The organism is Herbiconiux moechotypicola, assembly GCF_024979255.1.
Lineage (GTDB): Bacteria > Actinomycetota > Actinomycetes > Actinomycetales > Microbacteriaceae > Herbiconiux > Herbiconiux moechotypicola.
Window position 1 is genome coordinate 41,259 of the sequence record NZ_JANLCN010000011.1, and the last position, 24,467, is coordinate 65,725.

The following is a 24,467-nucleotide window of genomic DNA, read 5'->3' on the forward strand; positions in this document are numbered from 1 at the left end:
CTCGAACATCGTGACAGACCAGCCCGCCTTCGAACCGGCCCCCGGGACGAGCGCGGCGGGCCACCTCTCGCCCTCGTTCCCGGCCCGTGCACCCTGGGGCACGGCGGGCCGTCTGCGGGCCTGGCAGGAGGAGGCGCTCACCGCCTATTTCGCGAAAGAGCCGCGCGACTTCCTGGCCGCGGCCACCCCCGGCGCCGGCAAGACCACCTTCGCTCTGCGCCTGGCCTCCGAGCTCCTGCACCGGCGCACCGTCGACCGCGTGATCGTGGTCGCCCCCACCGAACACCTCAAGCGGCAGTGGGCCGACGCGGCCGACCGCGCGGGCGTGCGGCTGAACCCGGGCTTCAAGAACAGCGAGTCCCGTTTCGGCCGCCACTTCCACGGCGTCGCACTCACCTACGCCCAGGTCGCCGCGCGTCCTGCGCTGCACCGCGAGCTCACCCAGGGCGCGAACACGCTGGTCATTCTCGACGAGGTGCACCACGGCGGCGACGCCCTCAGCTGGGGCGACGCCGTGCGCGAGGCCTTCGAGCCCGCCACCCGCCGGCTCGCCCTCACCGGCACCCCGTTCCGCTCCGACACCTCGCCCATCCCGTTCGTCGAGTACCTCCCCGACGAGCACGGCATCCGCGTGTCGCGCAGCGACTACAGCTACGGCTACGGTCGCGCGCTCAAAGACGGCGTGGTGCGCCCGGTGCTGTTCATGGTCTACGCCGGCCACATGCGCTGGCGCACCAAGGTCGGCGACGAGATGGAGGCCCGGCTCGGCGAGGGCAACACGAAAGACATCACCTCGCAGGCCTGGCGCACGGCACTCGATCCGGCCGGGGACTGGATTCCACAGGTGCTGGGCGCCGCCGACAAGCGGCTGAGCGAGGTGCGGCAGTCGATCCCGGATGCGGGGGGCCTGGTGATCGCCACCGACCAGACCGTGGCCAGGGCCTACGCCGCCATCCTCGAGTCGATCACGGGGGAGCGCGTCACCGTGGTGCTCTCCGACGAGAAGGAGGCCTCGGAGCGCATCCAGCAGTACTCCGACGGCACCTCCCGCTGGATGGTGGCGGTGCGCATGGTGTCGGAGGGGGTCGACGTGCCCCGGCTCGCGGTGGGCGTCTACGCCACGAGCGCCTCCACCCCGCTGTTCTTCGCCCAGGCGATCGGGCGCTTCGTGCGGGCGCGGCGGCGCGGCGAGACCGCATCCGTGTTCCTCCCCAACGTGCCCGCGCTCATGGCGCTGGCCGAGAAGCTCGAGCTCGAGCGCGACCACGCGCTCGACAAGCGCGACGACGGGTCGAACCCCGAGGGCGACTTCTACAACCCCGAAGACGCCATGGTGGCGGCTGCCAACCGCGAGGAGAAGGCGTCGGAGAGCCTCACCGAGGAGTTCTCGTTCGTGGCGATCGGGTCGGAGGCGACCTTCGACCGGGTGGTCTACGACGGCGGCGAGTTCGGCTTCCAGGCGGTCGTCGGCAGCGAGGAGGAACTCGACTTCCTGGGGCTGCCGGGCCTGCTCGAACCCGACCAGGTGAAAGATCTGCTGCAGCACCGCCAGGCGCGGCAGCAGAAGCACGCCCAGAAGACGGGGCTGCCCAAGAGCGACACGCCCGACCAGGGTGGCGTGCCCGCACCCCTCTACCGCACCCTCAAGGAGCAGCGCACGCTGCTCAACTCGCTGGTCGGCATCTGGTCGAAGCAGTCGAACGAACCGCACGGCCTCATCCATGCCGAGCTCCGCCGCATCTGCGGGGGGCCCGCGGTCGCCCAGGCGAGCGTCACCCAGCTGCAGGCCCGCATCGTCACGGTGCGCAAATGGATGGGCGCCGCCGGCCGCTGAGGCCGGAACCGTGCCCGGCTCCCACCCCCGAAAGCGGGTGGAGCGCATGCCCGGCCGCCGCGTGGGCGCGTGCCAGGATGGCGGGATGACGACTGAGACCGCCGCCGCTCCCGCCCCCGCGAAGAAGGAGAGGACGTTCTTCGGTCAGCCGTTCTCGCTCGTGCACGTCTTCGGGGTGGAGATGTGGGAGCGGTTCTCGTTCTACGGCATGCAGGGCATCCTGCTGCTCTACATGTTCTACACGGCCGCCGAGGGCGGTCTCGGCATTCCGAAGCCGGTCGCCGTCGGCATCATCGGCGCCTACGGGGGAGCGGTCTACCTCGCCACGATCCTGGGCGCCTGGATCGCCGACCGGCTGCTCGGCTCGGAGCGCACGCTCTTCTTCAGCGCGATCGTCGTCATGGCCGGTCACCTGGCGCTCTCCCTCTTGCCGGGGCTGGTCGGGCTCGGCGCGGGCCTCATCCTCATCGCGCTCGGCTCGGGCGGGGTGAAGGCCAACGCCACCTCGGTCGTCGGCACCCTCTACGACGAGGGCGACGCCAAGCGCGACGCCGGGTTCTCGATCTTCTACCTCGGCATCAACCTGGGCGCGTTCCTCGGCCCGCTGCTGACGGGTCTGCTGCAGACATCGCTCGGCTTCCACTGGGGCTTCGGGCTCGCCGCCGTCGGCATGGCCATCGGCCTCGTGCAGTACTCCTTCGGGCGCCGCAGCCTGCCGGCGAAGTCGAAGGAGGTGCCGAACCCGTTGCCGCGCAAGAACCGCCTCATCATGGTGGGCATCGGCATCGCCGCGATCGTCGTCATCGTGCTCGCGGTCGTTCTGGGGGTGCTCACCGCCGACAACCTGGCCGACGCGGTGGCGCTCGTGACCCTCGCCGCGTCGATCGCGCTGTTCGCGATCATTCTCGCCAGCCCCAAGATCGACGGCACCGAGCGCAAGCGGGTGATCTCGTTCATCCCGATGTTCCTCACCAGCGTGGCGTTCTGGGCGCTCTACCAGCAGCAGTTCACCGTGGTCACCATCTACGCCAACGACCGGCTGAACCTCGACCTGTTCGGCTGGACGATGCCCGTGGCCTGGGTGCAGTCGATCAACCCGATCTTCATCATCATCCTCTCGGGCGTGTTCGCCGCCATCTGGACGAAGTGGGGCGACCGCCAACCCGCCACCCCCTACAAGTTCGCGGCGGCCGCGGTCGTGATGGGCATCGCGTTCCTGCTGTTCATCCCGTTCTCGGGCACCGGGGCGCACGGCACGCCGCTGCTCGCGCTCGTGGGCATCCTCTTCGTCTTCACCATCGCCGAGCTGCTGCTCTCGCCGGTGGGGCTCTCGCTCTCGACGAAGCTCGCGCCGAAGGTGTTCCAGACACAGATGGTCGCCCTGTTCTTCCTCTCCATCGCCCTCGGAACGGCCTTGTCGGGCATTCTGGCCGCGTTCTACAACGAGAACGACGAGCCGCCCTACTTCGGCATCTCTGGCCTCGTGGCGATCGCGGTGGGCGGTGTGCTGTTCGCGCTCACCCCCTGGGTGCGCCGCATGATGGTCGGCGTGCGCTAGGGGCTCCGGATGCTCGGCTCACTCGACGAGGTCGTCTTCGACTGCGCGCGGCCGGCCGAGCTGGCGCGCTTCTGGCACGCCGTGCTCGGCGGCACGACACCCGTCGACCGATCGGAGGACTGGTCGTTCTTCGACGCGCCCACAGGGCTGCGGGTGGCCTTTCAGCGCGTGCCGGAGGGCAAGGCGGTGAAGAACAGGGTGCACCTCGACGTGGCCGTCGACGACATCGCGGCCGCCACCCGCTCCGCGGAGGAGCTGGGGGCGACCGCGGTGGGGTCGGTGCACGCCGACTCGGTCGGCAGCTTTCAGGTGCTGCTCGACCCCGAGGGCAACGAGTGGTGCGTGGTGAAGGCGGCCGTGGGCGGATGAGGGCACCCGCCCACAGCGGTCGGCAGAGCGCTCAGGCGGTCGGCTGCTGCGAGAGGTCGTGGATGAGCGTCTTCTCGTCCTCGTCGCTCAGCGAGGTCTTGATGACGGTGCCGCCAAAGGGCGCGAGGGCCTGGGCGAACTTGTCCTCGGTGAGCTTCGTGGCGTAGACCACGACGGCCGACTTGCCCGCCGACACCGCATCCTTCACCTGCGAGCGGAACTCGCTGTTGAGCCCCGTCTTGTCGATGCCGGCGAACAGCGCGCCCAGCAGGCCGCCGAAGACGAGCCCGAAGAACGGCACGAAGAACAGGATGCCGATGAGGGTGCCGAAGAGCGCGCCGCCCGCGGCGCCGAGCCCGATGTTGCCCGCCGCTCCGGGGTTCTTGACGTGGGTCTTGCCGTCGGCGTCGACGGTGACGAGTGCGAGCCCGGCGAGCTGCACGATGAGGTCGCCCTGCAGCTCCTGCACCTTGTCGTAGGCGCCCTCCGCCTCGGTCTCGGAGTCGAAGGCGATGACGATGAGATCGGCCATGATGAAGTTCCTTTCGTGTCAGGCCACAGCGTAGGCGACGCGACCGAACGACAGGGAGAACGTGTCGTGAAAAGAAGCCCGAAAAGAAGAAGACCCGGCACGAGGCCGGGTCTTCTTCCACTGTCTCAACTCAGTGTGTCCGAGGGGGGACTTGAACCCCCACGCCCTATACGGGCACTAGCACCTCAAGCTAGCGCGTCTGCCATTTCCGCCACCCGGACGAGTGTCGTGGCCAGCCGATCTCTCGACTGCCAAGGAAAGACAATAGCACGTCTCGGGGCGCCGCAATTCCACTCCCCTTCACCGGCGGACGGTAGCGTGAAACCATGAGCCTCGACCTCACCACGACCATCGCCCGCGACCTCATCCGTTTCGACACCTCGAACTACGGCGAGGGCCGGTCGAACGGTGAGACCCTCGCGGCGGAGTACCTCGCGGCGCACCTGGAACGCCTGGGCCTGACCGTGCAGTCGTTCGACAGCGCACCGGGTCGCACGAGCATCGTCAGCCGTGTGGAGGGGGCGGACCCGTCGAAACCCGCACTCGTCGTGCACGGTCACACCGACGTGGTGCCCGCGATCGCCGACGACTGGTCGGTCGATCCGTTCGGCGGCGAGGTGAAAGACGGGATGCTGTGGGGGCGCGGCGCCGTCGACATGAAGAACATGGACGCGATGATCGTCGCCGCCCTCGACCGCATCCTGAGCTCGGGCCGCCGGCCCGCGCGCGACCTCGTGATCGCCTTCTTCGCCGACGAGGAGAACGGGGGAGTGTTCGGCTCGCACCACCTCGTCACGAAGCATCCGGAGCTCTTCGCCGGCGCCACCGAGGCCATCAGCGAGGTGGGCGGCTACTCGATCGACCTCGCCGGCAAGCGCGCCTACCTGGTGCAGACCGGCGAGAAGGCCCTCATCTGGATGAAGCTCGTGGCGCGCGGCACCGCCGGGCACGGCTCGCAGATCAACCGCGACAACGCCGTCACGCGTCTGGCCACCGCCGTCGCCGCGATCGGCAGCCGGGAGTGGCCGGTGCACCTCACCGACACCACGCGTCAGCTGCTCGACCGGGTGGCCGCCCTGCTCGGCAAGGACGCCACGCAGCTCAGCCCCGACGAGATCGCGATCCAGACCGGCACGGCCTCGCGTTTCATCTCGGCCACGCTCCGCACCACCACGAACCCCACGGGGCTCACCGCCGGCTACAAGCACAACGTCATCCCCGACCGGGCCGAGGCCATGATCGACGTGCGGGTGCTGCCCGGCCACGAGGAGGCGGTGATGGCCGAGATCCGCGAGATCGTGGGGCCCGACATCGAGATCGTGGTCTCGCACGAGGACATCGGGCTCGAGACCACCTTCGACGGCGAACTCGTCGACGCCATGGTCGCGAGCCTGCAGGAGCACGACCCGGGCGCCGAGGTGCTGCCCTACCTGCTCTCCGGAGGCACTGACAACAAGGCGCTCTCGCTGCTCGGAATCCGCGGCTTCGGGTTCGCCCCGTTGCAGTTGCCGCCGAGCCTCGACTTCCCGGCCATGTTCCACGGGGTGGACGAGCGGGTGCCGATCGAGGCGTTAGGGTTTGGCACAGACGTTCTCACCGATCTGCTGCTCCGCTACTGACCCCCCGATCTCCGTAAGGGAGCCATGGACCTTCTCAACGCCATCATCCTGGGCCTCGTCCAGGGTCTGACCGAGTTCCTCCCCATCTCCTCCAGCGCCCACCTGCGCATCCTGGGCGAGTTCCTCCCCGGTGCCAAAGACCCGGGTGCGGCTTTCACGGCGATCACCCAGATCGGCACCGAGGCGGCCGTCGTGGTGTTCTTCTGGCGCGACATCGTGAAGATCGTGAGCCGCTGGGCCAAGTCGCTCGTGGGCCGGGTACCCCGCAACGACCCGGATGCGCGGATGGGCTGGCTCATCATCGTCGGCTCGGTCCCGATCGTGGTGCTCGGCCTGCTCTTCCAGGACGCCATCGAGACCACCTTCCGTTCGCTCTGGATCGTGGCGATCATGCTCATCGTGTTCGGCATCCTGCTCGGCATCGCCGACTACGTGGGGGCCAAGCGCCGGCGTCTGAAAGACCTCACACTCGGGCACGGCATCGTGTTCGGGTTCGCGCAGGCCCTCGCGCTCATCCCGGGCGTGTCGCGGTCCGGCGGCACCATCACCGCCGGGCTCTTCCTCGGCTACGAGCGGCGTGCGGCCGCCCGCTACGCGTTCCTGCTGGCGATCCCCGCCGTGTTCGGCTCGGGGCTCTACCAGGTGTACAAGAGCATCGGCGAGCCGAGCATCTACGGGCCGCTGGAGACCGGTGTCGCCACGGTGGTGGCGTTCGTGGTGGGTCTCGTGGTGATCGCGTTCTTCATGAGCTACATCTCCAAGCGCAGCTTCCTGCCGTTCGTCATCTACCGCATCGCGCTCGGCGTGGTGCTGATCGTGCTGCTGTCGTTCGGGGTCATCGCGGCCTGACGGGCGCGGTTCTTCCTTCTCGCGCAGGAGCTTGCCCCAGGGCAACTAGGCTGGATCGGTGCGCTCCTGGACCCGACCCGCGATCCCCTCCCTCCCCGGCCGTGGGGCAGCGCCCCGGCTCCACGACGACGCGAGCGGGCACTTCCTCGACAGCGCCGACGGCGCCTCCGCGGTCACGCTCTACGTCTGCGGCATCACGCCCTACGACGCCACGCACCTCGGCCATGCGGCCACCTACCTCGCCTTCGACACCCTCGTGCGCAGCTGGATCGACGCGGGCCTCGAGGTGGAGTACACCCAGAACATCACCGACGTCGACGACCCGCTGCTCGAGCGCGCGAACGCCACCGGCGCCGACTGGCGCGAGCTGGCCGCGAGCCAGGTCGAGCTCTTCCGCACCGACATGGCGGCGCTCGGCGTGGTGCCGCCGGACTCCTACGTGGGGGTGACCGAGACGATCGAGGAGATCGCGGCGGCCGTGGAGCAGTTGCGCGAGCGCGGCATCGCCTACGCGGTCGACACGCCCGACGCGCTCGTGCCGGGTGCGGCCGACTGGTACTTCGACATCGCGGCGGCCGAGGCCGCCACCCCGTGGGTGCTCGGCTCGGAGAGCGGGCTCGACGAGGCGACCATGGCCGAGCTGTTCGCCCAGCGCGGCGGCGACCCGGCGCGCGCCGGCAAGCGGCAGGCGCTCGACCCGCTGCTCTGGCGCGCCGCCCGGGAGGGCGAGCCCGCCTGGGACACGCCGTGGAGCGCGTCACTCGGCCGCGGGCGACCGGGCTGGCACATCGAGTGCTCGGTGATCGCCCGGCAGACCCTCGGCGACACCATCGACGTGCAGGGCGGCGGGGGAGACCTCGTCTTTCCGCACCACGAGTTCAGCGCGGCGCACGCGACCGCGCTCACCGAGGAGCGCTTCGCCCGCATCAACGCCCACGGCGGGCTGGTGGCGTTCGACGGCGAGAAGATGTCGAAGTCGCTCGGCAACCTCGTGCTGGTGTCGCAGCTGCGTGCCGAAGGCGTGGAGCCGGCGGCGATCCGCCTGGCGATCCTCGCGCATCCGTATCGCGACGACTGGGAGTGGCACCGTGGCGACGAGGTGCGGGCGGCCGAGCGGCTCGCGGGGTGGCGCGAGAGCGTGGCGCGCGCGGCCACGGCCACGGCCGGCGGCGCGGGGGCCGCCTTCGACGACGACCCGCTCGCGCTGCTCGACGCGGTGCGCGCGCGACTGCATGACGACCTCGACACGCCCGGCGCGCTGGCGCTCTTCGACGAGTGGTTCGACCGCTCGCACGGTGCCGCGGCGAACGCCGTGGCCGCCGACGCGCTCGACGCGCTGCTCGGCATCCGCCTCTGACGCGTCGCGGTTCCCGGTCAGTCGCGGCGCCAGGGCTCGTCGGGGCGGCCGTCGCCGCCCGCGCGCCCGTCGCCGCGCTTGCGCAGGTAGCGCTCGAACTCCTGCGCGATGGCCTCGCCGCTCGCCTCGGGCGAGTCGACGGTGTCGCGCGCCTGCTCGAGCTGCTGGATGTAGGCGGCCATGTCGTCGTCGTCGCCCGCGAGGGCGTCGATGCCCGCCTCCCACGCCGCAGACTCGTCGGCGAGCTCGCCGCGGTCGACCTCGAACCGCACGAGCTCCTCGATCTTCTCCACCAGGGCCAGCGTCGCCTTGGGCGACGGCGCGTTGTGCACATAGTGCGGCACACTCGCCCACACCGACACGGTGGGGATGCCCGCCGCCTCGGCCGCCTCGGCGAGAACGCTCAGGATGCCGACGGGCCCCTCGTAGGTGGACCGCTCCACGTCGAGCTCGCTGCGCACCACGGCGTTCTCGCTGCTCGCGAACACCGAGATGGGCCGCGTGTGCGGCACGTCGGCGAGCATGGCGCCGAGCAGCACCACCCCCGTGATCTCCTCGGCGAGCACCGTGGCCATCACCTCGGCCGTGAACGAGCGCCAGTTGCGCGAGGGCTCCGTGCCGATGAGCAGGTACACCCGCGAGGCCCCGGCGTCGGATTGGGTGCTGTCGCTCGGGCCGTAGACACTCGTGCCCGGCCACTCGAGCACGCGCTTGCCGTCGTCGTCGACGACGACGTTCGGGCGGTTGAACTGGTAGTCGTAGTACCGCTCGGAGTCGACCTCCGCGATGCCGATGACGTCGAGCTGGTCTTTCAGCACCCGGAGCGCTCCGGTCGCCGCCTCTCCCGCGTCGTTCCACCCCTCGAACGCGACGAGCAGGAGCCGGCCCCGCTGGAATCCGTTGTCTGTCACCGTGGTGGGTACCTCACAGCCTTCCGAGACCTCCGCACGGTGCGGGTGCCATCAGTCAAGGATAGGCGACACGTAGACTTGTCGCCCGTGACAGCACTCCTCCCCGCCGCGGTCCTCTGGGACATGGACGGCACCATCGTCGACACCGAGCCCTACTGGATGCTCGCCCAGGAGCGTCTCGTCGAGTCGTTCGGCGGCACCTGGACCCACGAGGCCGCCATGACGCTCGTCGGCTCGGGCCTCGACCGTAGCGCCGCCATCCTGCAGGAGTTCGGCGTGCGGATGGAGTCCGACGCCATCATCCAGCTGCTCTCGAGCGAGGTGATGGAGCAGATCTCGCACCAGGTGCCGTGGCGTCCGGGCGCCCTCGAGCTGCTCACCGCCGTGCACGAGTCCGGCATCCCGCAGGCGCTCGTCACCATGTCGATCGGGCGCATGGCCCACCACGTGGCCGACTACATCCCGTTCCCCGCCTTCGCGACCGTCGTCTCGGCCGACGTCGTCACCGAGATGAAGCCGCACCCCGAGGCCTATCTCACGGCCGCCTCCCTCCTCGGCGTCGACGTCACGCGCTCGGTCGCCATCGAGGACTCCGTGACCGGCGTCACCTCGGCCGTCGCCTCGGGCGCGGTCGTGATCGGGGTGCAGCACCTGCTGAACCTCGACGACTCCGGCGCCGACCGCATCTGGACGACGCTCGACGGCCGCGGCCTCGACGATCTCGCCGCGGTGCTGGCAGATGCGCGGAGCGCGCGGACGGCTGGCGGACGAGTAGCAGACGAGCGGGCGGCCTCGTGAGCGCCCGCTTCAGCGGCCCCTTCCGCGAGGGCGACCGCGTGCAGCTCACCGGCCCCAAGGGCAAGCTCAACAGCATCACCCTCGAGTCGGGCAAGGTCTTCCACACCCACCGCGGCTTCATCCAGCACGACGACCTCATCGGTCTGCCCGACGGCTCCGTGGTGCAGAACTCGGTCGGTGTGGAGCACCTGGCCCTCCGCCCCCTGCTCACCGACTTCGTCATGTCGATGCCTCGAGGCGCCGCGATCATCTACCCGAAAGACGCCGCGCAGATCCTCGCCCAGGCCGATGTCTTCCCCGGTGCCACCGTGGTGGAGGCCGGCGTGGGCTCGGGGGCGCTCTCGCTCTGGCTGCTGCGGGCCATCGGCCCCGAAGGGCGGCTGTCGAGCTTCGAACGGCGCGACGAGTTCGCCGATGTGGCGAGAGGCAACGTGGGCGGCTACTTCGGCCGCGACCCCGAGAACTGGACCGTCACCGTCGGCGACCTCACCGAGGCGTTGCCCGAGCAGCACGAGGCGCACTCGGTCGACCGCGTCGTGCTCGACATGCTCGCTCCGTGGGAGTGCATCGAGGCGGTCGCGGAGGCCCTGAAGCCCGGCGGCGTGGTGCTCTGCTACGTGGCGACCGTCACCCAGCTCTCCCGTGTGGTGGAGACGATGCGCGACAGCGGACTGTTCACCAACCCGGTGCCGAGCGAGACGATGGTGCGCGGCTGGCACGTCGAGGGTCTCGCCGTGCGGCCCGACCACCGGATGATCGGCCACACCGGGTTCCTGGTCACCGCGCGCCGGCTCGCCCCGGGCGCCGTGCTGCCCGAGCTCAAGCGCCGGGCCTCGAAGAGCGACTACAGCGACGACGACGTGGAGGCCTGGACCCCGGGCGCGCTGGGGGAGCGCGGCATCAGCCCGAAGAGCCTGCGCAAGCGCGTGCGCGCCGCCTCGGCCACCGCCGACGCCGCCAAGGCCCGCGAGGCCCGCGAGGCCGGAGACTCCTCCGGCCGAGGCGACGCGGCGGACGAGCCGGCTCCGACGGTGGAATAGAATAGGTTCGCTCATCGGGCCCGCCGGCTCGTCGTACGCAGGAAATGAGGATCCGTGCGCAAGTCCCTCGCGCTCACCCTGTCGGCAGGTCTCCTGCTCGCCCTCGCGGGCTGCAGCACCTCGCCCGCCGCGCCCGACTGCTCGGCCGCCGCGGTCTCGGGCGAGTCGAGCTCGACCGTCACGGCTTCCGGCGACTTCGGTGCCGACCCCGAGGCGAGCTTCCCCTCGCCGCTCGTGCCCGCGAGCGTGGAGCGTTCGGCCCTCATCGAGGGCGACGGCGCGGTGGTGGGCAGCGGATCCACGGTGAACGTGAGCTACGCGGCGTACGACGGCGAGACCGGCGCGGCGGTGGGATCGGTGCAGACCGGCCTCATCGTGGTGAACGACGGCCTGCCCGGCGGGCTGCTCGACGGCCTGCTCTGCACCACCGCGGGCGAGCGTGTGGCGATCGCCCTGCCGAACGAGCAGGCGGCCGAGGTCGTCACCGGCGCCCCCGGTTCGATCGTGATGGTCTTCGACGTCATCGACGTCTACCCGAGCGCCGCCTCCGGCACGCTGCAGTCGGGCGCCTCGGGCTTCCCGAGCGTGGTGCGCGACGCGAACGGCCGCCCCGGAGTCAACATCTCCGGCGAGGCCCCCACCGAGGCCAAGGCCACCACCCTCATCGCCGGCGACGGCGCCGAGATCGCCGAGGGCGACACCGTGCTCGTGCAGTCGCTCGCGGTCTCCTACTCCACCGGCGACGTGCTCTCCACCACGTGGGACGGCAGCCCCCAGCTCTGGCTCATGTCCGACGACGCGACCCAGACGCAGGGCTCCAGCCAGCCGGCCGGCGTCACGCCCTTCCTCGTGGGCCAGACCGTGGGCTCGCAGGTGCTCATCGTCATCCCCGGCGAGAGCGACGGCGACGCCACCGCCTACGTGGTCGACGTGCTCGGCGTGCTGCCCGCATCCTGATCGCGCACCCGCCGCACGAACTAGGATTCCGGTGTGGCCCCTGAGAAGCTGACTCCTGCGCCGGTTCCGGTGGAAGAGCGCCTGTTCAGCCTCGTGCTGGCCCTCCTCGCGACGGAGACCGGGCTCACGAAGAACGAGATCCTCTCCACCGTGCAGGGGTATCGCCAGCGCTACCGGTCGGGCGGCGACAACGCCAGCCTGGAGCGCCAGTTCGAGCGCGATAAGGACGACATCCGCGAGCTCGGCGTTCCGCTGGAGACCCTCGAGTCGCCCGGCGACCCGGGCAACAACCAGCAGCTGCGCTACCGCATCCCGCGCACCGCCTACGAGCTGCCCGCCGACATCGCGTTCTCGGCGGCCGAGACCACCCTCCTCAACCTCGCGGCCATGGCCTGGCGCGAGGGTTCGCTCTCACGGGAGTCGCGGCGCGCACTGCTGAAGCTCCGCTCCACCGGTGTCGAGACCACCGAGCCCGTGCTCGGCTACGCCCCGCGCATCCGCACCCGCGACAGCGCGTTCGAACCCCTCTCGACGGCGCTCGCCCGGCGGGTCTCGGCCCGGTTCCTGTACCTCAAGCCCGGCGACCCGGCCGCACGGATGCGCACGGTCGCCCCGCTCGCGCTGGTGCAGCATCAGGGTCGCTGGCACCTCAAGGCCACCGACCTCGACCTCGACGAGCCCCGCACCTTCCTCCTCTCGCGCATCAGCGGCGCCGTCACCCTCGGCCGCAAGCCCCTCGACCTGCCCGCCGCCGACTACGCGGCCCTCGCCCTCGCCGAGCTCGACGCCATCTGGGACGCCAACGTGGCCGAGCTCGAGGTGCAGAACGGCACGGATGCACAGCTGCGGCTGAGCCGCCGGCGCGGGGCCGAGGACGCCGGCGACGGCCGCATCCGCCTGCACTTCACCGACACCGCCCTGCTCGCCGACGAGCTGGCCGGATTCGGACCGGAGGTGCGGGTGCTCGGTCCGGCTCAGCTGGTCGAGTCGGTGGTGGATCGGCTGCGCGCCGTGTCGGCCGCCCACCGCGACACCGCTTCCGGCACCACCGCTCCCGGCACCACCTCTCCAGGCATCGAGCAGGAGGCCCGCTGATGGCCGACTCCGGGCAGTCCTTCTCCTACGCACAGGACAAGCTCACCTTCCTGCTCGCCCTCGTGCCGTACCTCGTCGACATCGGCAGGGTCTCGGTGAGCGACGCCGCCGCGCACTTCCAGGTCTCGGAGCAGCAGATCCGTGACGCCGTCTCGCTCATCGCCGTCTCGGGCGTGCCGGGGGAGACCTTCCAGTACCAGCACGGCGACCTCTTCGACATCGCGTGGGACGACTTCGACGAGCACGACGAGATCGTCATCACCCACCGGGTGGCCCTCGACGACTCGCCACGCTTCTCGGCGCGTGAGGCCGCCGCGCTCATCGCCGGGCTGCAGTACCTGCAGTCGCTGCCCGAGAACATCGACCGCGGCGTGTACTCCTCCCTCATGGACAAGCTCGCCCGAGGCGCCTCCGAGCGGCCGAGCCAGGTCGCCATCGCCCGCCAGGGAGCCACCGGCTCGCTCGCCGAGGTGCGCGACGCCCTCGCTCGCGGTGTGCAGCTCGAGTTCGACTACCTGGCCTCCCGCGGCACCCGCGAGCACCGCACCGTCGACCCGCTGCGAATCGACTCCGACGACGAGAGCTGGTACCTCCGCGCCTGGGACCACCGGCGCGGCGCGGTGCGCACCTTCCGCTTCGACCGGCTCTCCGCGCTGGTGGTCACCGACCGCCCCGCGAGCTCGGCCCACGACGACGTGCGGCTCGGCGATCTGGTCTTCCAGGGCGGCGACGACGACCTCATCGTGACGGTGGAGGTCGACCCGGCCGCGGTGGGGCTGCTCGGCGAGTACCTCTCGCAGGTCGACGAGGCTCCGGATGCGCAGACCGGCGCCCACGGACGGGTGCGGGCGCACATCCGGGTCGCCCACATCCACGGGCTCAAGCGGCTCGTCACCTCGAACGCCTCCTCGCTCACCGTGGTGGGCCCGCCCGAGGCGCGCGCCGCCGTCGCCGACTGGGCCGACGCAGCGCTCCGCCGCTACCTCGAATAGGCTGGATCCATGGCGTGGTGGTCGTGGTTGATCATCTGGACCGTGCTCGTGCTCGGTCTCCTCGGCATGCTCGCCTGGCTCGGCTACCGGCTGTTCGTGAAGGGGCGCGACGTGCTGCGCGAACTCGACGCCCTGAGCCGCAAGGTGGGCGCCCTGGCCGAGAACGCCGAGAAGCTCGCTCCCGAAGAACCCACCGAGCGCGCCATCGCCCTGGGTTACGCCGAGACCGCCCGCCGGCACGAGGAGCACGAGGCCAGACGGGCCGAGTTGAAGCAGGCACGCAGAGAAGCGCGACTCGCACGGGGTAAACTCCTCATCAATCCACCTACCATCCCCACCCTTAGGAAGCGGACCACCAATGCTCGGTAACCTCAACGGGTGGCACCTGGTCATCATCCTGGTCGTCATCCTGCTGCTGTTCGGCGCGACCAGACTCCCCGCACTCTCCAAGAGCCTGGGGCAGTCGATGCGCATCTTCCGCAACGAGACCAAGGCGATGAAAGACGAGAACGCGGCCCCGGCCACGGAGGCAGAGGCGCCGGCCGCGCCCGTCGCACCGGCGTCACCGGCCGCCTCGACCCCGGCCGAGCCGCCGACCGCACCACCGGCTCCGCCCACGGCGCCCCCGACCGCACCCGCAGCTCCGCCCGCCGCACCGCCCGCGCCGAGCACCGACAGCGGCACCGACGCCCCGAAGTCCTGACCGCGGTGGCTGCCAAGACCTCACGGCAGCCCCGTTCCCGCGACGGCCGCATGTCGCTCGGTGCGCATCTGGTCGAACTCCGCAAGCGGTTGTTCATCGCGGCCCTGGGGCTGCTGGTCGGCATGATCGCCGGCTTCGTCATCTCCGACTTCGTGCTCTCGGCGCTCACGCAGCCGATCGCCGAGCTCGCCGCCCAGCAGGGCCGTGAGGCGAGCCTCAACTTCACCGACGTCTCCTCGGCCTTCGACCTGCGCATCCAGATCGCCTTCACGGTGGGTGTGGTCATCTCGTCGCCGGTGTGGCTGTACCAGATCTTCGCCTTCGTGATGCCCGGGCTCAAGAAGAACGAGAAGCGCTTCGCCCTCGGATTCGTGCTCGCCGCGGTTCCGCTGTTCCTCGCCGGATGCGTGGCGGGCTGGATGGTGCTGCCTCACATGGTGACGCTGCTCACCGGTTTCGCCCCGGAGGGGACGACCGCCCTGCTCACCGCCCGGGCCTACTACGACTTCGTGCTGAAGCTCGTGCTCGCCATCGGCGTGGCCTTCGTGCTGCCCGTCTTCCTCGTCATCCTCAATTTCGCCGGAGTGCTGAGCGCGGTGACCATCCTCAAGTCGTGGCGCATCGCCATCCTCGCCATCACCCTGTTCACCGCCATCGCCACTCCGGCGGCCGATGTCATGTCGATGTTCCTGCTGGCCATCCCCATGCTCGTGCTCTACTTCGGCGCGGCCGGCATCGCCTTCCTGCACGACCGCCGCAAGCGGCGGAGCGCGGAACGACTCGACCTCGAGCTGGCCGTCTGATGGCCGGGATCGACACCGGCGAGGCGCTGAGCCCCGCCGAGAGGTTCGCGGCCAGCCGACGGCGCGCCGGCCATCCACAGGTGGAGGTGTTCCGCAGCGGCCTCGGCTTCGACCTCGATCCGTTCCAGATCGAGGCTGCCGCCGCGCTCGAAGACGGGCGCAGCGTGCTCGTCGCGGCCCCGACCGGAGCGGGCAAGACCGTGGTGGCCGAGTTCGCCGTGCACCTCGCGATGCAGTCGGTGCGCGACAAGGTCTTCTACACCGCGCCCATGAAGGCGCTCTCCAACCAGAAGTTCACCGAGCTCGTGGCCGAGTACGGTCCCGACGAGGTGGGGCTGCTCACCGGCGACTCCAACGTCAACGCCGAGGCGCGCATCGTAGTGATGACCACCGAGGTGCTGCGCAACATGCTCTACGCCGACTCGGCGCTGTTGCGCAACCTGCGCTTCGTGGTGATGGACGAGGTGCACTACCTCGCCGACCGCTTCCGTGGCGCGGTGTGGGAGGAGGTCATCATCCATCTCCCGCAGAGCGTCAAGCTCGTGTCGCTGTCGGCCACCGTCTCCAACGCCGAGGAGTTCGGCGACTGGCTGCAGGCCGTGCGCGGCGACACCGAGGTGATCGTCTCCGAAGACCGCCCGGTGCCGCTCGACCAGCACGCCCTGGTGAAGACGAAGATGCTCGACCTGTTCGACTCCAGCGGGCGCGCGGCGACCAACCGGGTGAACCCCGAACTGGTGCAGTTGGTGCGGAGCTCCTGGGGTGGCCCGGCGAATCTCCACGGCGGGCGTGGACGCGGCGGCGGTGGGCGCGGTGGTGGCCGCGGCGGCGGTTCACGCGGCGGCCCGAGCACGGGGGGCGGCCGTGGCGGCGGCTCCGGCCGGGGTCGCGGCGACTTCCGCGGCCAGGGCTTCGAGCGCATCGACCGCCCCGAGGTGGTGGCTCTGCTCGACGAGCACCGCCTGCTGCCGGCGATCTTCTTCGTGTTCAGCCGCATCGGCTGCGACCAGGCGGTGAAGCAGGTGCTGCGAGCCGGCGTGCGCCTCACCACCACGGAGGAGCGCGACGAGATCCGCGCCATCGTCGAGGAGCGCTGCCGGACGCTCCGTGACGAAGACCTCGCGGTGCTCGGCTACTGGGAATGGAGCGAGGGTCTGCAGCGCGGTGTGGCGGCGCATCATGCCGGTCTCCTGCCCGCCTTCAAGGAGGTGGTCGAGGAGCTGTTCCAGAAGAAGCTCGTCAAGGTGGTGTTCGCCACCGAGACGCTCGCCCTCGGCATCAACATGCCGGCCCGCACGGTGGTGCTCGAGAAGCTCGAGAAGTTCAACGGCGAGGCGCGCGTGCCGATCACGGCGGGGGAGTACACCCAGCTCACCGGCCGGGCGGGCCGCCGCGGCATCGACGTGGAGGGACACTCCGTCATCCAGTGGCGCAGCGGTCTCGACCCGCAGGAGGTGGCGTCGCTCGCCTCGCGCCGCACCTATCCGCTCAACTCCAGCTTCCGCCCCACGTACAACATGGCGGTGAACCTCATCGACCAGTTCGGGCGCGCCCGCACCCGCGAGGTGCTGGAGTCGTCGTTCGCCCAGTTCCAGGCCGACCGCGCAGTGGTCGACCTGGCGCGCAAGGTGAGGCAGCAGGAGGAGTCGCTCGAGGGCTACGAGACGGCGATGCACTGCCACCTCGGCGACTTCAGGGAGTACGCGCGCATCCGTCGCGAGCTCACCGACCTGGAACGCGCGGGCCAAGGGCGCTCCGACTCGCAGTCGCATGCGGAGCGCGACCGCCGCCAGCGCCGCATCGGCGACCTGCGGCGTCAGCTGCGCGCGCATCCCGTGCACGGCTGCAAAGACCGCGAGGCGCACGCCCGCTGGGCGGAGCGCTGGTTCACCCTCAAGCGCGAGACCGACAAGCTCACCCGCCAGATCGAGACCCGCACGAACGTGATCGCTAAGGTGTTCGACCGGGTCACCGACGTGCTGCTGCAGCTCGACTACCTCGAGCAGACCGCCGACGGCAGCACCGTGCTCACCCCGCACGGGCACACGCTCAAGCGCATCTACGGCGAACGCGACCTGCTGGTGGCCGAGTGCATCCGTCAGGGCATCTGGAACGATCTCGACGCCGCCTCGCTCGCGGCGCTCGCCTGCGCGCTCGTGTACGAGCCCCGGCGCGACGAGTCCGATCTGCCGGAGCGCTTCCTGCCCCGCGGTGCCTTCCGCGTCGCGCTCGACAAGACCCAGACGCTGTGGGCGCAGGTCGACGACATCGAGCGCGAGCACCGCCTGCCGGGTACCGAGCCCGTGGCGCTCGGATTGTGCACGGCCATGCACCGCTGGGCGCGTGGCGCCGGGCTCGACGAGGTGCTGGGCGAGGCCGACATGGCGGCCGGCGACTTCGTGCGCTGGTGCAAACAGACCATCGACCTGCTCGACCAGCTGCAGGGCACCCAGGATGCGCGGCTCGCTTCGACGGCGAAGGCCTCCATCGACGCGGTGCGGCGCGGCATCGTCGCCTACTCCTCGGTGGCGTGATGGCTCTCACCACGACCTCTGCCGCACTCTCTCCGGCCCGCTCCCCGAGCAGCGTCACCGAGACCGACGCCCGTGGCTTCAGCCGCCCGCTCATGCCGCTCTGGCTCGCGCTGGTCGCCGCGGTCGGCGCGGGGATCGCCTTCGACGCCGGCTTCCCCGACAAGGGCTGGTGGCCGCTCACGCTCGTGGCGACCGGCGTCATCCTCACGGCGCTCGTCGGCCGGCGGCCGGGGGCCGCGTTCCTCGTCGGCCTCGTCGCCGGGGGCGTGTTCTGGGCGGTGCACATCTTCTGGCTGACGCTCTACCTCGGCCCGGTGCCGTGGCTCGGCCTGTTCGTCTTCGAAGCCCTCTACTTCGCCCTCGGCTCCCTGCTCATCTCCCTGGTCTACCGCCGTGCCGATCGCACCTGGCCGAGCCGCTGGGGCCGTCTGGGTGTCGTGCCGGTGGTGGTGGCCGGGCTCTGGACGCTCCGCGAGGGCATCAACTCGATCTTCCCCTGGGGAGGATTCTCGTGGGGCCGGGTGGCGATGTCGCAGTCCGAGAGCCCGTACACGTCACTCGTGGCCTGGGTGGGCATGGCCGGGCTCAGCTTCGTGCTCGTCTGGCTGATGGCGTTTCTGCTGCAGCTGGTGAGAGAGAGCGGGATGCGCGCGGCCACGCGCATCCTCACCGCCGCCGTCGCCGTGGTGGCCACGCTCGCCGTGCCCGCGTGGCCGGCCCCCACCTCCGGCACCTCGCGCATCGGGGCGGTGCAGGGCAACTCCGACGCAGGGCTGTTCTCGCAGCACGCGCCGGGCGACATCCTGAGCGACCACGCCTCGGGGTCGGCGGCCCTCGTGGGGGAGGACCTCGACGTGCTCGTCTGGCCCGAGAACGCGAGCGACCTCGACCCGGAGACCTACCCCATCGCCGCGGCCACGCTCGACGCCGTGAGCGCCGAGCTCGGGGGAGTGCCCATCGTGGCCGGCACCATCCAGCAACGCGGCGACAAGGTCTACAACACCTCGCTGCTCTGGCAGAACGGCGCCGTGACCGACTTCTACGACAAGCGGCACCCGGTGCCGTTCGCGGAGTGGATGCCCGAGCGCGCGTTCTTCCGGGCCCTGGCGCCCGACCTGGTCGACCTGGTCACCCGCGACTACGAGTTCGGCAGCACCGATCTCACCTTCGACATCGACGGGCTGATCGCCGGCATCTCGATCTGCTTCGACATCACCGACGACGCGGTGATGCGCGCGATGAGCGCCGAGGGCGCGCAGGTGGTGTTCGCCCAGACCAACAACGCCGACTTCGGCCAGACCGACGAGAACCTGCAGCAGCTGGCCATCACGCGCCTGCGCGCGGTGGAGTTCGGGCGCAGCGTCGTGAACATCTCGACCGTGGGCACGAGCGAGATCATCGCCCCGGACGGCAGCACGATCGCGGCGATCCCGCCCTATCAGGCGGGGGCGATGGTCGCCGACGTTCCGCTCGCGACCGTGCAGACACCCGCGTCGCTGATCGGCTTCCAGGTCGAGTGGCTGGTCGCCGGCCTCGGGCTGGCAGGCCTCGCGCTGGCGTTGTCCACTCGCCGGGTCGGGCGCTGACCGAGTCTAGGCGCCGATCTTCTGCGTGCCGCGGCGGGCGCGCAGGTACTGCAGACGCTCCTCGAGGAGTTCCTCGAGCTCGGCGCGCGTGCGGCGCTCGAGCAGCATGTCCCAGTGGGAACGGGGCGTCTTGGCGTCGGAGTGGTCGATGACGACCGGCTCCGAGCCCACCATCAGGGTCGCCTCGCGGGAGCAGAACTTGCACTCCCAGGTCTCGGGCGCCTCGGCCTCGGCCGAGAACACCATCTCGGTGTCGCGGCCACAGCTCGCACACCGGTAGGTGTAGGTGGCCCGGGGTGAGAACACCACTCCCTCTTCGCTCTGCAGGCTCTGTGCGCCCAGGCGCATTCCGCGCAAGCTGCGATCTGCCATTGTGTGGTCTCCTCTCGCGTAGCTTCCCAGTTATAAACCTGCGAAGCGGCGCGAACCTTTCCGGAGACGCCTATTGCCAGTACTCTCTCAGCGAACTCGACAAAACTCCCAATTCGGGGGGTATTTCTACGACGGCTGTCGGCCGCGGCGCCGCTCGACGAGCGCGAGCACCGCGTCGGCGCGATCGGTGACGATGCCGTCGGCGCCGCGGGCGAGGATGCCGGCCGCCTCGTCGAGATCGTTGATCGTCCAGACGTGCACCTCCACCCCGGCCGCGTGCAGCCGGCGGATCGTGGCCTCCGTCGTGGTGCGCAGCGGGCCCACCCGCGTGGGGATCTGCACGGCGTCGACCTCGCGCAGGAGCGCCCGGGCGACCGGCACGAGCCCGAGCTTGGCCGCCACGAGCGCGGGCACGAACTCCTCCGCTGCCGCGGAGGCCGCTGCAGGCCGACCGCTCGAACCGGCGAGGAGGCGGGCGAGGTGCCCCATCGCCGCGCGCCGCCGGTCACGCGAGAACGAGGTGAGCAGCACCCGGCCGGCCGCGCCCGTGGCGGCGATCGCCCGGGCGGTGGGCTCGGCCGCTGCGACAGACTTGACGTCGATGTTGAACCTCGTGTCAGGGAAGGCCAGGAGCGCCTCCTCGAGCGTCGGGAAGCCGAGCCCGTCGCCGAGGTCGATCGAGCGCAGCTCGGCGAGCGAGAGGGAGTCCACGCGGTCGGTGCGGCCGGCGATCCGTTCGAGCGTCGGGTCGTGCGCCACGACCGCGACCCCGTCGCGGGAGGCGTGCACGTCGGTCTCCACGTAATCGGCCCCGGTGTCGACGGCGGCCCGGAAGGCGGCGAGCGTGTTCTCGGTGGCGTGCGTGGCCAGTCCGCGGTGGGCGAAGATGCGCGGGCGCGCGGGGTCGAAGTACGCGGTGGTCACGGGGCCAGGGTCACTGCTGCGGTGCAGGCGGCGCGGGCGGAACCGGCGGTGCAGATCGCTCGGCCGGTGGAGCGGGAGGTGCCGCCTGCGGCACGACCGGCGCAGCAGGCCCGGGGGCCGCAGGGGGCGCATCCGGTGCTGCCGCGGCGGGCGCCGCGGGGGTGGCCGCCTGGGGTCTCACCGCCGCCGTCGCTCCGCCGAGCGCCGAGCCGATGCCCTTCAGAGCCTCGGTGAGCTCGCTCGGGATGACCCACAGCTTGTTCGCCCCGCCCTCGGCGATCTTCGGCAGGGTCTGCAGGTACTGGTAGGCCAGCAGCAGGTTGTCGGGCTCGCCGCGGTGGATGGCGCCGAACACCGTCGTGATGGCCTCGGCTTCACCCTGCGCCCGCAGCACCTGGGCCCGGGCGTCGCCCTCGGCGCGCAGGATCTCGGCCTGCCGGTGGCCCTCCGCCTCGAGGATCGCGGACTGCTTCGTGCCCTCGGCGGTGAGGATGACCGCGCGGCGCTCCCGCTCCGCGCGCATCTGCTTCTCCATCGAGTCCTGGATCGAGGCGGGCGGATCGATGGCCTTGAGCTCCACCCTCGACACCCTGATGCCCCACTTGCCCGTGGCCTCGTCGAGCACGATGCGCAGCTGCCCGTTGATCTCGTCGCGGCTGGTGAGCGCCTCCTCGAGGTTGAGCCCGCCGACGACGTTGCGGAGCGTGGTGGTGGCCAGCTGCTCCACCGCGCCCAGGTAGTTGGAGATCTCGTAGGTCGCGGCCCGCGCATCCGTCACCTGGAAGAACACGACCGTGTCGATGGAGACCACCAGGTTGTCTTCGGTGATGACCGGTTGCGGCGGGAACGACACGACCTGCTCGCGCATGTCGAGCAGCGGGCGCAGGCGGTCGATGAACGGCATGAGCACGTTGAGACCGGGGGAGAGGGTCTTGTGGTAGCGCCCGAGCCGCTCGACGATGCCGGCGTTGGCCTGCGGGATGATGCGCACCGACTTCGCCACCACGACGAGCACGAAGACGACGATGATGACGAGCACCACGATGAGGATGACCTGGCCCACGACGTCGTTCACGGCTGCTCCTTCGGGTCGGTGGCGGAATCGGTGGTCGTGACGGCTTCCGAGGGCTCCACGAGGGCGGTCGCACCATCGATGGCGGCGACCCTCACGCGCTGACCGCGCGAGAGACCCGCCGCGACCACGGAGGGGGAGATCCGCGCCGTCCAGGTGTCGCCGTTGGAGAGCTTCACGTGCCCCGCCACCGCCGTGACCTCGTCGAGCACGAGACCCTCCAGGCCCAGCAGCGCGTCGACGTTGCTCTTGGCCGGGTCGCCGCCGCGTTTCAGCAGCCGCAGCAGCGGTGGCCGGAGGGTCAGGATGAGCAGGACCGAGAGCACGGCGGCGATGACGATCTGCAGGTACCAGGGGGCACCGAGGGCACCAGAGATGAGGCCGCCGAGGCTGCCGACGGCGATCATGAGGAAGGTGAACTCGAGCGTGAGCATCTCGACCACGATGAACAGGAGGATGAGGCCCAGCCAGAAGATCCAGGCGTAGGAGTCGAGGAACTCGGACACGGCGCACCTCCTCAGCTCGTGGCATCCGTGTCTTCGACGCTAGCAGGGATCGCCGCCCGCCCGCGGGGCAATCTGCGGATCGGGCGATCGGCAGCTTGGTAGTCTCGTGGGGTCGTTCCGATCCACGAGGAGTCAGCTGTGTCCAATCCACTCGCCCCCGGTTCGCTCGCAGGCAAGCGCGCCCTGGTCACCGGCTCCTCGCGCGGCATCGGCGCCGACACCGTCGGCTACTTCGCCGACGCAGGCGCCTCCGTCGTCATCAACTACCGCAACAAGGAGGCCAGGGCCGCGAAGCTCGCGAACGGCATCCGCGAGGCCGGCGGCACCGCCGTCGTGGTGGGCGCCGACCTCACCGACCCCGCCTCGGTGGCCGCGATGTTCGACACCGTGCAGGCCGAACTCGGCGGGCTCGACGTACTCGTGCTCAACGCCTCGGGCGGCATGGAGAGCGGCATGGCCGCCGACTACGCCCTGCAGCTCAACCGCGACGCGCAGGTGAACGTGCTGAACGCGGCGCTGCCCCTGCTGGCGCCGGGCTCGCGTATCGTGTTCGTCACGAGCCACCAGGCGCACTTCATCGCCACCACACCCACGATGCCCGAGTACGAGCCCGTCGCGCTGTCGAAGCGGGCCGGTGAGGATGCGCTGCGTGCGCTCATCCCGAAGCTCGACGAGCTCGGCATCGGCTTCGTCGTGGTGTCGGGCGACATGATCGAGGGCACCATCACGGCGACACTGCTCGAACGTGCCAACCCCGGTGCCATCGGCGCGCGCAAGGAGGCGGCAGGCCGCCTCTACAACGTGAGCGAGTTCGCGGCCGAGGTGGCCGCCGCCGCCGTCGACCCGATCCCCGAGAACCACACGCGGTACGTCGGTGACGTCTCCGACTTCGGCGTCGCCTCCGCATGAGTGGCGCCGCCGACGCGGCCACGCCCGCTGGCGGCGTCATCCTGAAGTCGCGCGTGCTGCTGGTCGACCGCACCGGGCGCACCCTGCTGTTCTTCACGCGCGCCGACGTGGCGGCGCATCCGACCCGCTGGCTGACGCCCGGCGGTCACCTCGAACCGGGGGAGACCCATCACGAGGCCGCGGTGCGGGAGCTCCGCGAGGAGACCGGCTTGGTCGTGGCGACGGTGGGTGAGCCCGCGTGGTCGCGCGATTTCGTGGGGGAGCCCGCATCCGGGGTCTTCAGGGACTACCACGAGGAGTGGTACCGGCTCGTGGTCGACCGGTTCGAGCCCGCCGACGCGGAGTGGACGCCCGAGGAGCGCGTCGACATCGAGGCGTGGCGGTGGTGGAGCGCCGACGAACTCGCCGCCACCCCAGACGCGGTCGAGCCCGCCGAGCTGGCCGCGGTGATGCGGCGCCTGCTCGACGGGCTCGACGGGCTCGACGGGCTCGACGGCTGAGCCGGGGCTCAGACCACCTTCGGCTCAGACCACCTTCGCCTTGGGCGTGCGGCCGAGAGTGACAGCGGTGACGGCCGACATGATGCCGGTGACGATGAGCAGGATGCCCGTGAACAGCACGAGGATGCCGATCGACTCCAGCGGCAGGAAGATCACGACGATTCCCGCGATCACCGAGACGACGCCGAGGATGGTGCCGAACCACTTCGAGCTGTCCTTCGCCGTCTCGATGACGGCCATCACGCCCTCGATGATCCACGAGAAGCCGATCACGAGCGCGAGCGCGATGAGCGAGACGACGGGGTTGCGGATGGCAACGACGCCCGCGACGATCAGCAGCACGCCGAGGATGATCTGGAGTGCCCGGATGCCGCCCGAGACCGTGTTGTTGACGATGCCCTGCACTATGCGCACGAGGCCGACGATCCAGAAGTAGATCGCGAACAGGAACGCGATCGTGTAGACGATCGCGTCGGGGTTGTTGAAAGCCAGCACGAGCACGACCACGCCGAGTACCACCGAAAGGATGGCGCGGATCCAGAGCCCGCCCTTCAGCCAGCGCACGGCCGTGCCGGAGAGGTCTCCCGGGAAGAGCCAGAAACCGAGCGGATCGGTGTTGACGGTGGGTGTGGTCATGTCGCCCCCTG

25 protein-coding genes and 1 tRNA gene are annotated in these 24,467 nt (G+C 70.5%); 18 read left to right on the top strand and 8 right to left on the bottom strand.

All coding sequences use genetic code 11. The features are described from left to right. Positions 1–10 precede the first annotated feature (10 nt). From N1031_RS16085 to N1031_RS16095, 3 genes are all read left to right on the top strand, one after another. A complete protein-coding gene (locus N1031_RS16085) occupies positions 11–1,834 on the top strand; it encodes a DEAD/DEAH box helicase (protein WP_259480764.1) in 1,824 nt (607 codons plus the stop codon). Between the two features lie 85 nt (positions 1,835–1,919). Beyond that, complete coding sequence (locus tag N1031_RS16090; protein WP_259480766.1) at positions 1,920–3,392, top strand: peptide MFS transporter; 1,473 nt, start codon at positions 1,920–1,922, stop codon at positions 3,390–3,392. 9 nt (positions 3,393–3,401) lie between these two features. Next, the gene (locus N1031_RS16095) at positions 3,402–3,761 is read left to right on the top strand and encodes a VOC family protein (RefSeq protein ID WP_259480767.1); all 360 of its coding nucleotides are present in this window, start codon (positions 3,402–3,404) and stop codon (positions 3,759–3,761) included. A gap of 31 nt (positions 3,762–3,792) precedes the next feature. Here N1031_RS16095 and N1031_RS16100 read toward each other — a convergent pair whose 3' ends face one another. Together N1031_RS16100 and N1031_RS16105 are read right to left on the bottom strand one after the other, a co-directional pair. Then, positions 3,793–4,293 (bottom strand): DUF1269 domain-containing protein, encoded by a 501-nt coding sequence (locus tag N1031_RS16100; protein ID WP_259480768.1) that lies wholly within the window; start codon positions 4,291–4,293, stop codon positions 3,793–3,795. Between the two features lie 136 nt (positions 4,294–4,429). Continuing rightward, positions 4,430–4,514 (bottom strand) — tRNA-Leu (locus N1031_RS16105). Between the two features lie 105 nt (positions 4,515–4,619). Between N1031_RS16105 and N1031_RS16110 the strand changes: the two genes are divergently transcribed. The 3 genes from N1031_RS16110 to mshC are packed head-to-tail and all read left to right on the top strand — an operon-like array spanning position 4,620 to position 8,118. Beyond that, on the top strand, positions 4,620–5,912 hold the full coding sequence (locus N1031_RS16110; RefSeq protein ID WP_259480769.1) for a M20/M25/M40 family metallo-hydrolase: 1,293 nt from the start codon (positions 4,620–4,622) through the stop codon (positions 5,910–5,912). Between the two features lie 24 nt (positions 5,913–5,936). Then, entirely contained in the window at positions 5,937–6,761 is an 825-nt protein-coding gene (locus N1031_RS16115) for an undecaprenyl-diphosphate phosphatase (protein WP_259480770.1), read from the top strand. Positions 6,762–6,819: 58 nt separating this feature from the next. Then, on the top strand, positions 6,820–8,118 hold the full coding sequence (gene mshC, locus N1031_RS16120) for a cysteine--1-D-myo-inosityl 2-amino-2-deoxy-alpha-D-glucopyranoside ligase (RefSeq protein WP_259480771.1): 1,299 nt from the start codon (positions 6,820–6,822) through the stop codon (positions 8,116–8,118). Positions 8,119–8,135: 17 nt separating this feature from the next. On the opposite strand, the gene N1031_RS16125 is transcribed toward mshC, so the two are convergent. Beyond that, positions 8,136–9,029 carry a PAC2 family protein gene (locus N1031_RS16125; RefSeq protein ID WP_259480772.1) on the bottom strand — a complete coding sequence of 298 codons (894 nt, stop codon included), beginning with the start codon at positions 9,027–9,029 and terminating at the stop codon, positions 8,136–8,138. 87 nt (positions 9,030–9,116) lie between these two features. On the opposite strand from N1031_RS16125, the gene N1031_RS16130 reads away from it, so the two are divergent. From N1031_RS16130 to lnt, 10 genes are read left to right on the top strand one after another with little or no spacing between them, the layout of a single operon-like run. Continuing rightward, positions 9,117–9,827 carry an HAD family hydrolase gene (locus tag N1031_RS16130; protein ID WP_259480773.1) on the top strand — a complete coding sequence of 237 codons (711 nt, stop codon included), beginning with the start codon at positions 9,117–9,119 and terminating at the stop codon, positions 9,825–9,827. Beyond that, positions 9,824–10,867: a tRNA (adenine-N1)-methyltransferase gene (locus tag N1031_RS16135; RefSeq protein ID WP_259480774.1), complete on the top strand. Its 1,044-nt coding sequence runs from the start codon at positions 9,824–9,826 to the stop codon at positions 10,865–10,867. The genes N1031_RS16130 and N1031_RS16135 overlap by 4 nt, the downstream gene beginning before the upstream one ends. 54 nt (positions 10,868–10,921) lie before the next feature. Next, positions 10,922–11,824 (top strand): FKBP-type peptidyl-prolyl cis-trans isomerase, encoded by a 903-nt coding sequence (locus N1031_RS16140; protein ID WP_259480775.1) that lies wholly within the window; start codon positions 10,922–10,924, stop codon positions 11,822–11,824. 33 nt (positions 11,825–11,857) lie between these two features. After that, positions 11,858–12,919 carry a helix-turn-helix transcriptional regulator gene (locus tag N1031_RS16145; protein WP_259480777.1) on the top strand — a complete coding sequence of 354 codons (1,062 nt, stop codon included), beginning with the start codon at positions 11,858–11,860 and terminating at the stop codon, positions 12,917–12,919. Then, positions 12,919–13,911, top strand: coding sequence for a helix-turn-helix transcriptional regulator (locus tag N1031_RS16150; protein WP_259480778.1), 993 nt, complete (start codon positions 12,919–12,921; stop codon positions 13,909–13,911). Before N1031_RS16145 ends, N1031_RS16150 begins: the two co-directional genes overlap by 1 nt. A gap of 9 nt (positions 13,912–13,920) precedes the next feature. Then, positions 13,921–14,280, top strand: coding sequence for a hypothetical protein (locus N1031_RS16155; protein WP_259480779.1), 360 nt, complete (start codon positions 13,921–13,923; stop codon positions 14,278–14,280). Next, positions 14,270–14,614, top strand: a complete 345-nt coding sequence (gene tatA / locus N1031_RS16160; protein ID WP_259480780.1) for a Sec-independent protein translocase subunit TatA — start codon at positions 14,270–14,272, stop codon at positions 14,612–14,614. The genes N1031_RS16155 and tatA overlap by 11 nt, the downstream gene beginning before the upstream one ends. Positions 14,615–14,664: 50 nt before the next feature. Beyond that, complete coding sequence (tatC, locus tag N1031_RS16165; RefSeq protein WP_259480887.1) at positions 14,665–15,417, top strand: twin-arginine translocase subunit TatC; 753 nt, start codon at positions 14,665–14,667, stop codon at positions 15,415–15,417. Then, on the top strand, positions 15,417–17,951 hold the full coding sequence (locus N1031_RS16170; RefSeq protein ID WP_259480781.1) for a DEAD/DEAH box helicase: 2,535 nt from the start codon (positions 15,417–15,419) through the stop codon (positions 17,949–17,951). Before tatC ends, N1031_RS16170 begins: the two co-directional genes overlap by 1 nt. Continuing rightward, complete coding sequence (gene lnt / locus N1031_RS16175) at positions 17,951–19,537, top strand: apolipoprotein N-acyltransferase (RefSeq protein ID WP_259480782.1); 1,587 nt, start codon at positions 17,951–17,953, stop codon at positions 19,535–19,537. Before N1031_RS16170 ends, lnt begins: the two co-directional genes overlap by 1 nt. Before the next feature lie 6 nt (positions 19,538–19,543). Here the strand turns inward: lnt and N1031_RS16180 are convergent, their stop codons facing one another. From N1031_RS16180 to N1031_RS16195, 4 genes are all read right to left on the bottom strand, one after another. Next, complete coding sequence (locus tag N1031_RS16180; RefSeq protein WP_259480783.1) at positions 19,544–19,909, bottom strand: RNA polymerase-binding protein RbpA; 366 nt, start codon at positions 19,907–19,909, stop codon at positions 19,544–19,546. Between the two features lie 126 nt (positions 19,910–20,035). Next, entirely contained in the window at positions 20,036–20,833 is a 798-nt protein-coding gene (locus N1031_RS16185; protein WP_259480784.1) for a glycerophosphodiester phosphodiesterase family protein, read from the bottom strand. A 10-nt stretch (positions 20,834–20,843) separates the two neighbouring features. Further along, the gene (locus N1031_RS16190) at positions 20,844–21,908 is read right to left on the bottom strand and encodes an SPFH domain-containing protein (RefSeq protein ID WP_259480785.1); all 1,065 of its coding nucleotides are present in this window, start codon (positions 21,906–21,908) and stop codon (positions 20,844–20,846) included. Then, entirely contained in the window at positions 21,905–22,411 is a 507-nt protein-coding gene (locus N1031_RS16195) for an NfeD family protein (protein WP_259480787.1), read from the bottom strand. The genes N1031_RS16190 and N1031_RS16195 overlap by 4 nt, the downstream gene beginning before the upstream one ends. Positions 22,412–22,549: 138 nt before the next feature. Between N1031_RS16195 and N1031_RS16200 the strand changes: the two genes are divergently transcribed. Next, a complete protein-coding gene (locus N1031_RS16200; RefSeq protein ID WP_259480789.1) occupies positions 22,550–23,320 on the top strand; it encodes an SDR family oxidoreductase in 771 nt (256 codons plus the stop codon). Beyond that, complete coding sequence (locus N1031_RS16205; RefSeq protein WP_259480790.1) at positions 23,317–23,820, top strand: NUDIX hydrolase; 504 nt, start codon at positions 23,317–23,319, stop codon at positions 23,818–23,820. The genes N1031_RS16200 and N1031_RS16205 overlap by 4 nt, the downstream gene beginning before the upstream one ends. 24 nt (positions 23,821–23,844) lie before the next feature. Here N1031_RS16205 and N1031_RS16210 read toward each other — a convergent pair whose 3' ends face one another. Then, entirely contained in the window at positions 23,845–24,456 is a 612-nt protein-coding gene (locus N1031_RS16210) for an HdeD family acid-resistance protein (RefSeq protein ID WP_259480791.1), read from the bottom strand. Between the last annotated feature and the right edge of the window lie 11 nt (positions 24,457–24,467).

Excerpts from the sequence above, each read along its gene's own strand:
- N1031_RS16090 (WP_259480766.1), top strand. The coding sequence starts at position 1,920 with ATGACGACTGAGACCGCCGCCGCTCCCGCCCCCGCGAAGAAGGAGAGG.
- N1031_RS16095 (WP_259480767.1), top strand. The coding sequence starts at position 3,402 with ATGCTCGGCTCACTCGACGAGGTCGTCTTCGACTGCGCGCGGCCGGCC.
- N1031_RS16100 (WP_259480768.1), bottom strand. The coding sequence starts at position 4,293 with ATGGCCGATCTCATCGTCATCGCCTTCGACTCCGAGACCGAGGCGGAG.
- N1031_RS16110 (WP_259480769.1), top strand. The coding sequence starts at position 4,620 with ATGAGCCTCGACCTCACCACGACCATCGCCCGCGACCTCATCCGTTTC.
- N1031_RS16115 (WP_259480770.1), top strand. The coding sequence starts at position 5,937 with ATGGACCTTCTCAACGCCATCATCCTGGGCCTCGTCCAGGGTCTGACC.
- N1031_RS16150 (WP_259480778.1), top strand. The coding sequence starts at position 12,919 with ATGGCCGACTCCGGGCAGTCCTTCTCCTACGCACAGGACAAGCTCACC.
- N1031_RS16155 (WP_259480779.1), top strand. The coding sequence starts at position 13,921 with ATGGCGTGGTGGTCGTGGTTGATCATCTGGACCGTGCTCGTGCTCGGT.
- tatA (WP_259480780.1), top strand. The coding sequence starts at position 14,270 with ATGCTCGGTAACCTCAACGGGTGGCACCTGGTCATCATCCTGGTCGTC.
- tatC (WP_259480887.1), top strand. The coding sequence starts at position 14,665 with ATGTCGCTCGGTGCGCATCTGGTCGAACTCCGCAAGCGGTTGTTCATC.
- N1031_RS16170 (WP_259480781.1), top strand. The coding sequence starts at position 15,417 with ATGGCCGGGATCGACACCGGCGAGGCGCTGAGCCCCGCCGAGAGGTTC.
- lnt (WP_259480782.1), top strand. The coding sequence starts at position 17,951 with ATGGCTCTCACCACGACCTCTGCCGCACTCTCTCCGGCCCGCTCCCCG.
- N1031_RS16180 (WP_259480783.1), bottom strand. The coding sequence starts at position 19,909 with ATGGCAGATCGCAGCTTGCGCGGAATGCGCCTGGGCGCACAGAGCCTG.
- N1031_RS16205 (WP_259480790.1), top strand. The coding sequence starts at position 23,317 with ATGAGTGGCGCCGCCGACGCGGCCACGCCCGCTGGCGGCGTCATCCTG.
- N1031_RS16210 (WP_259480791.1), bottom strand. The coding sequence starts at position 24,456 with ATGACCACACCCACCGTCAACACCGATCCGCTCGGTTTCTGGCTCTTC.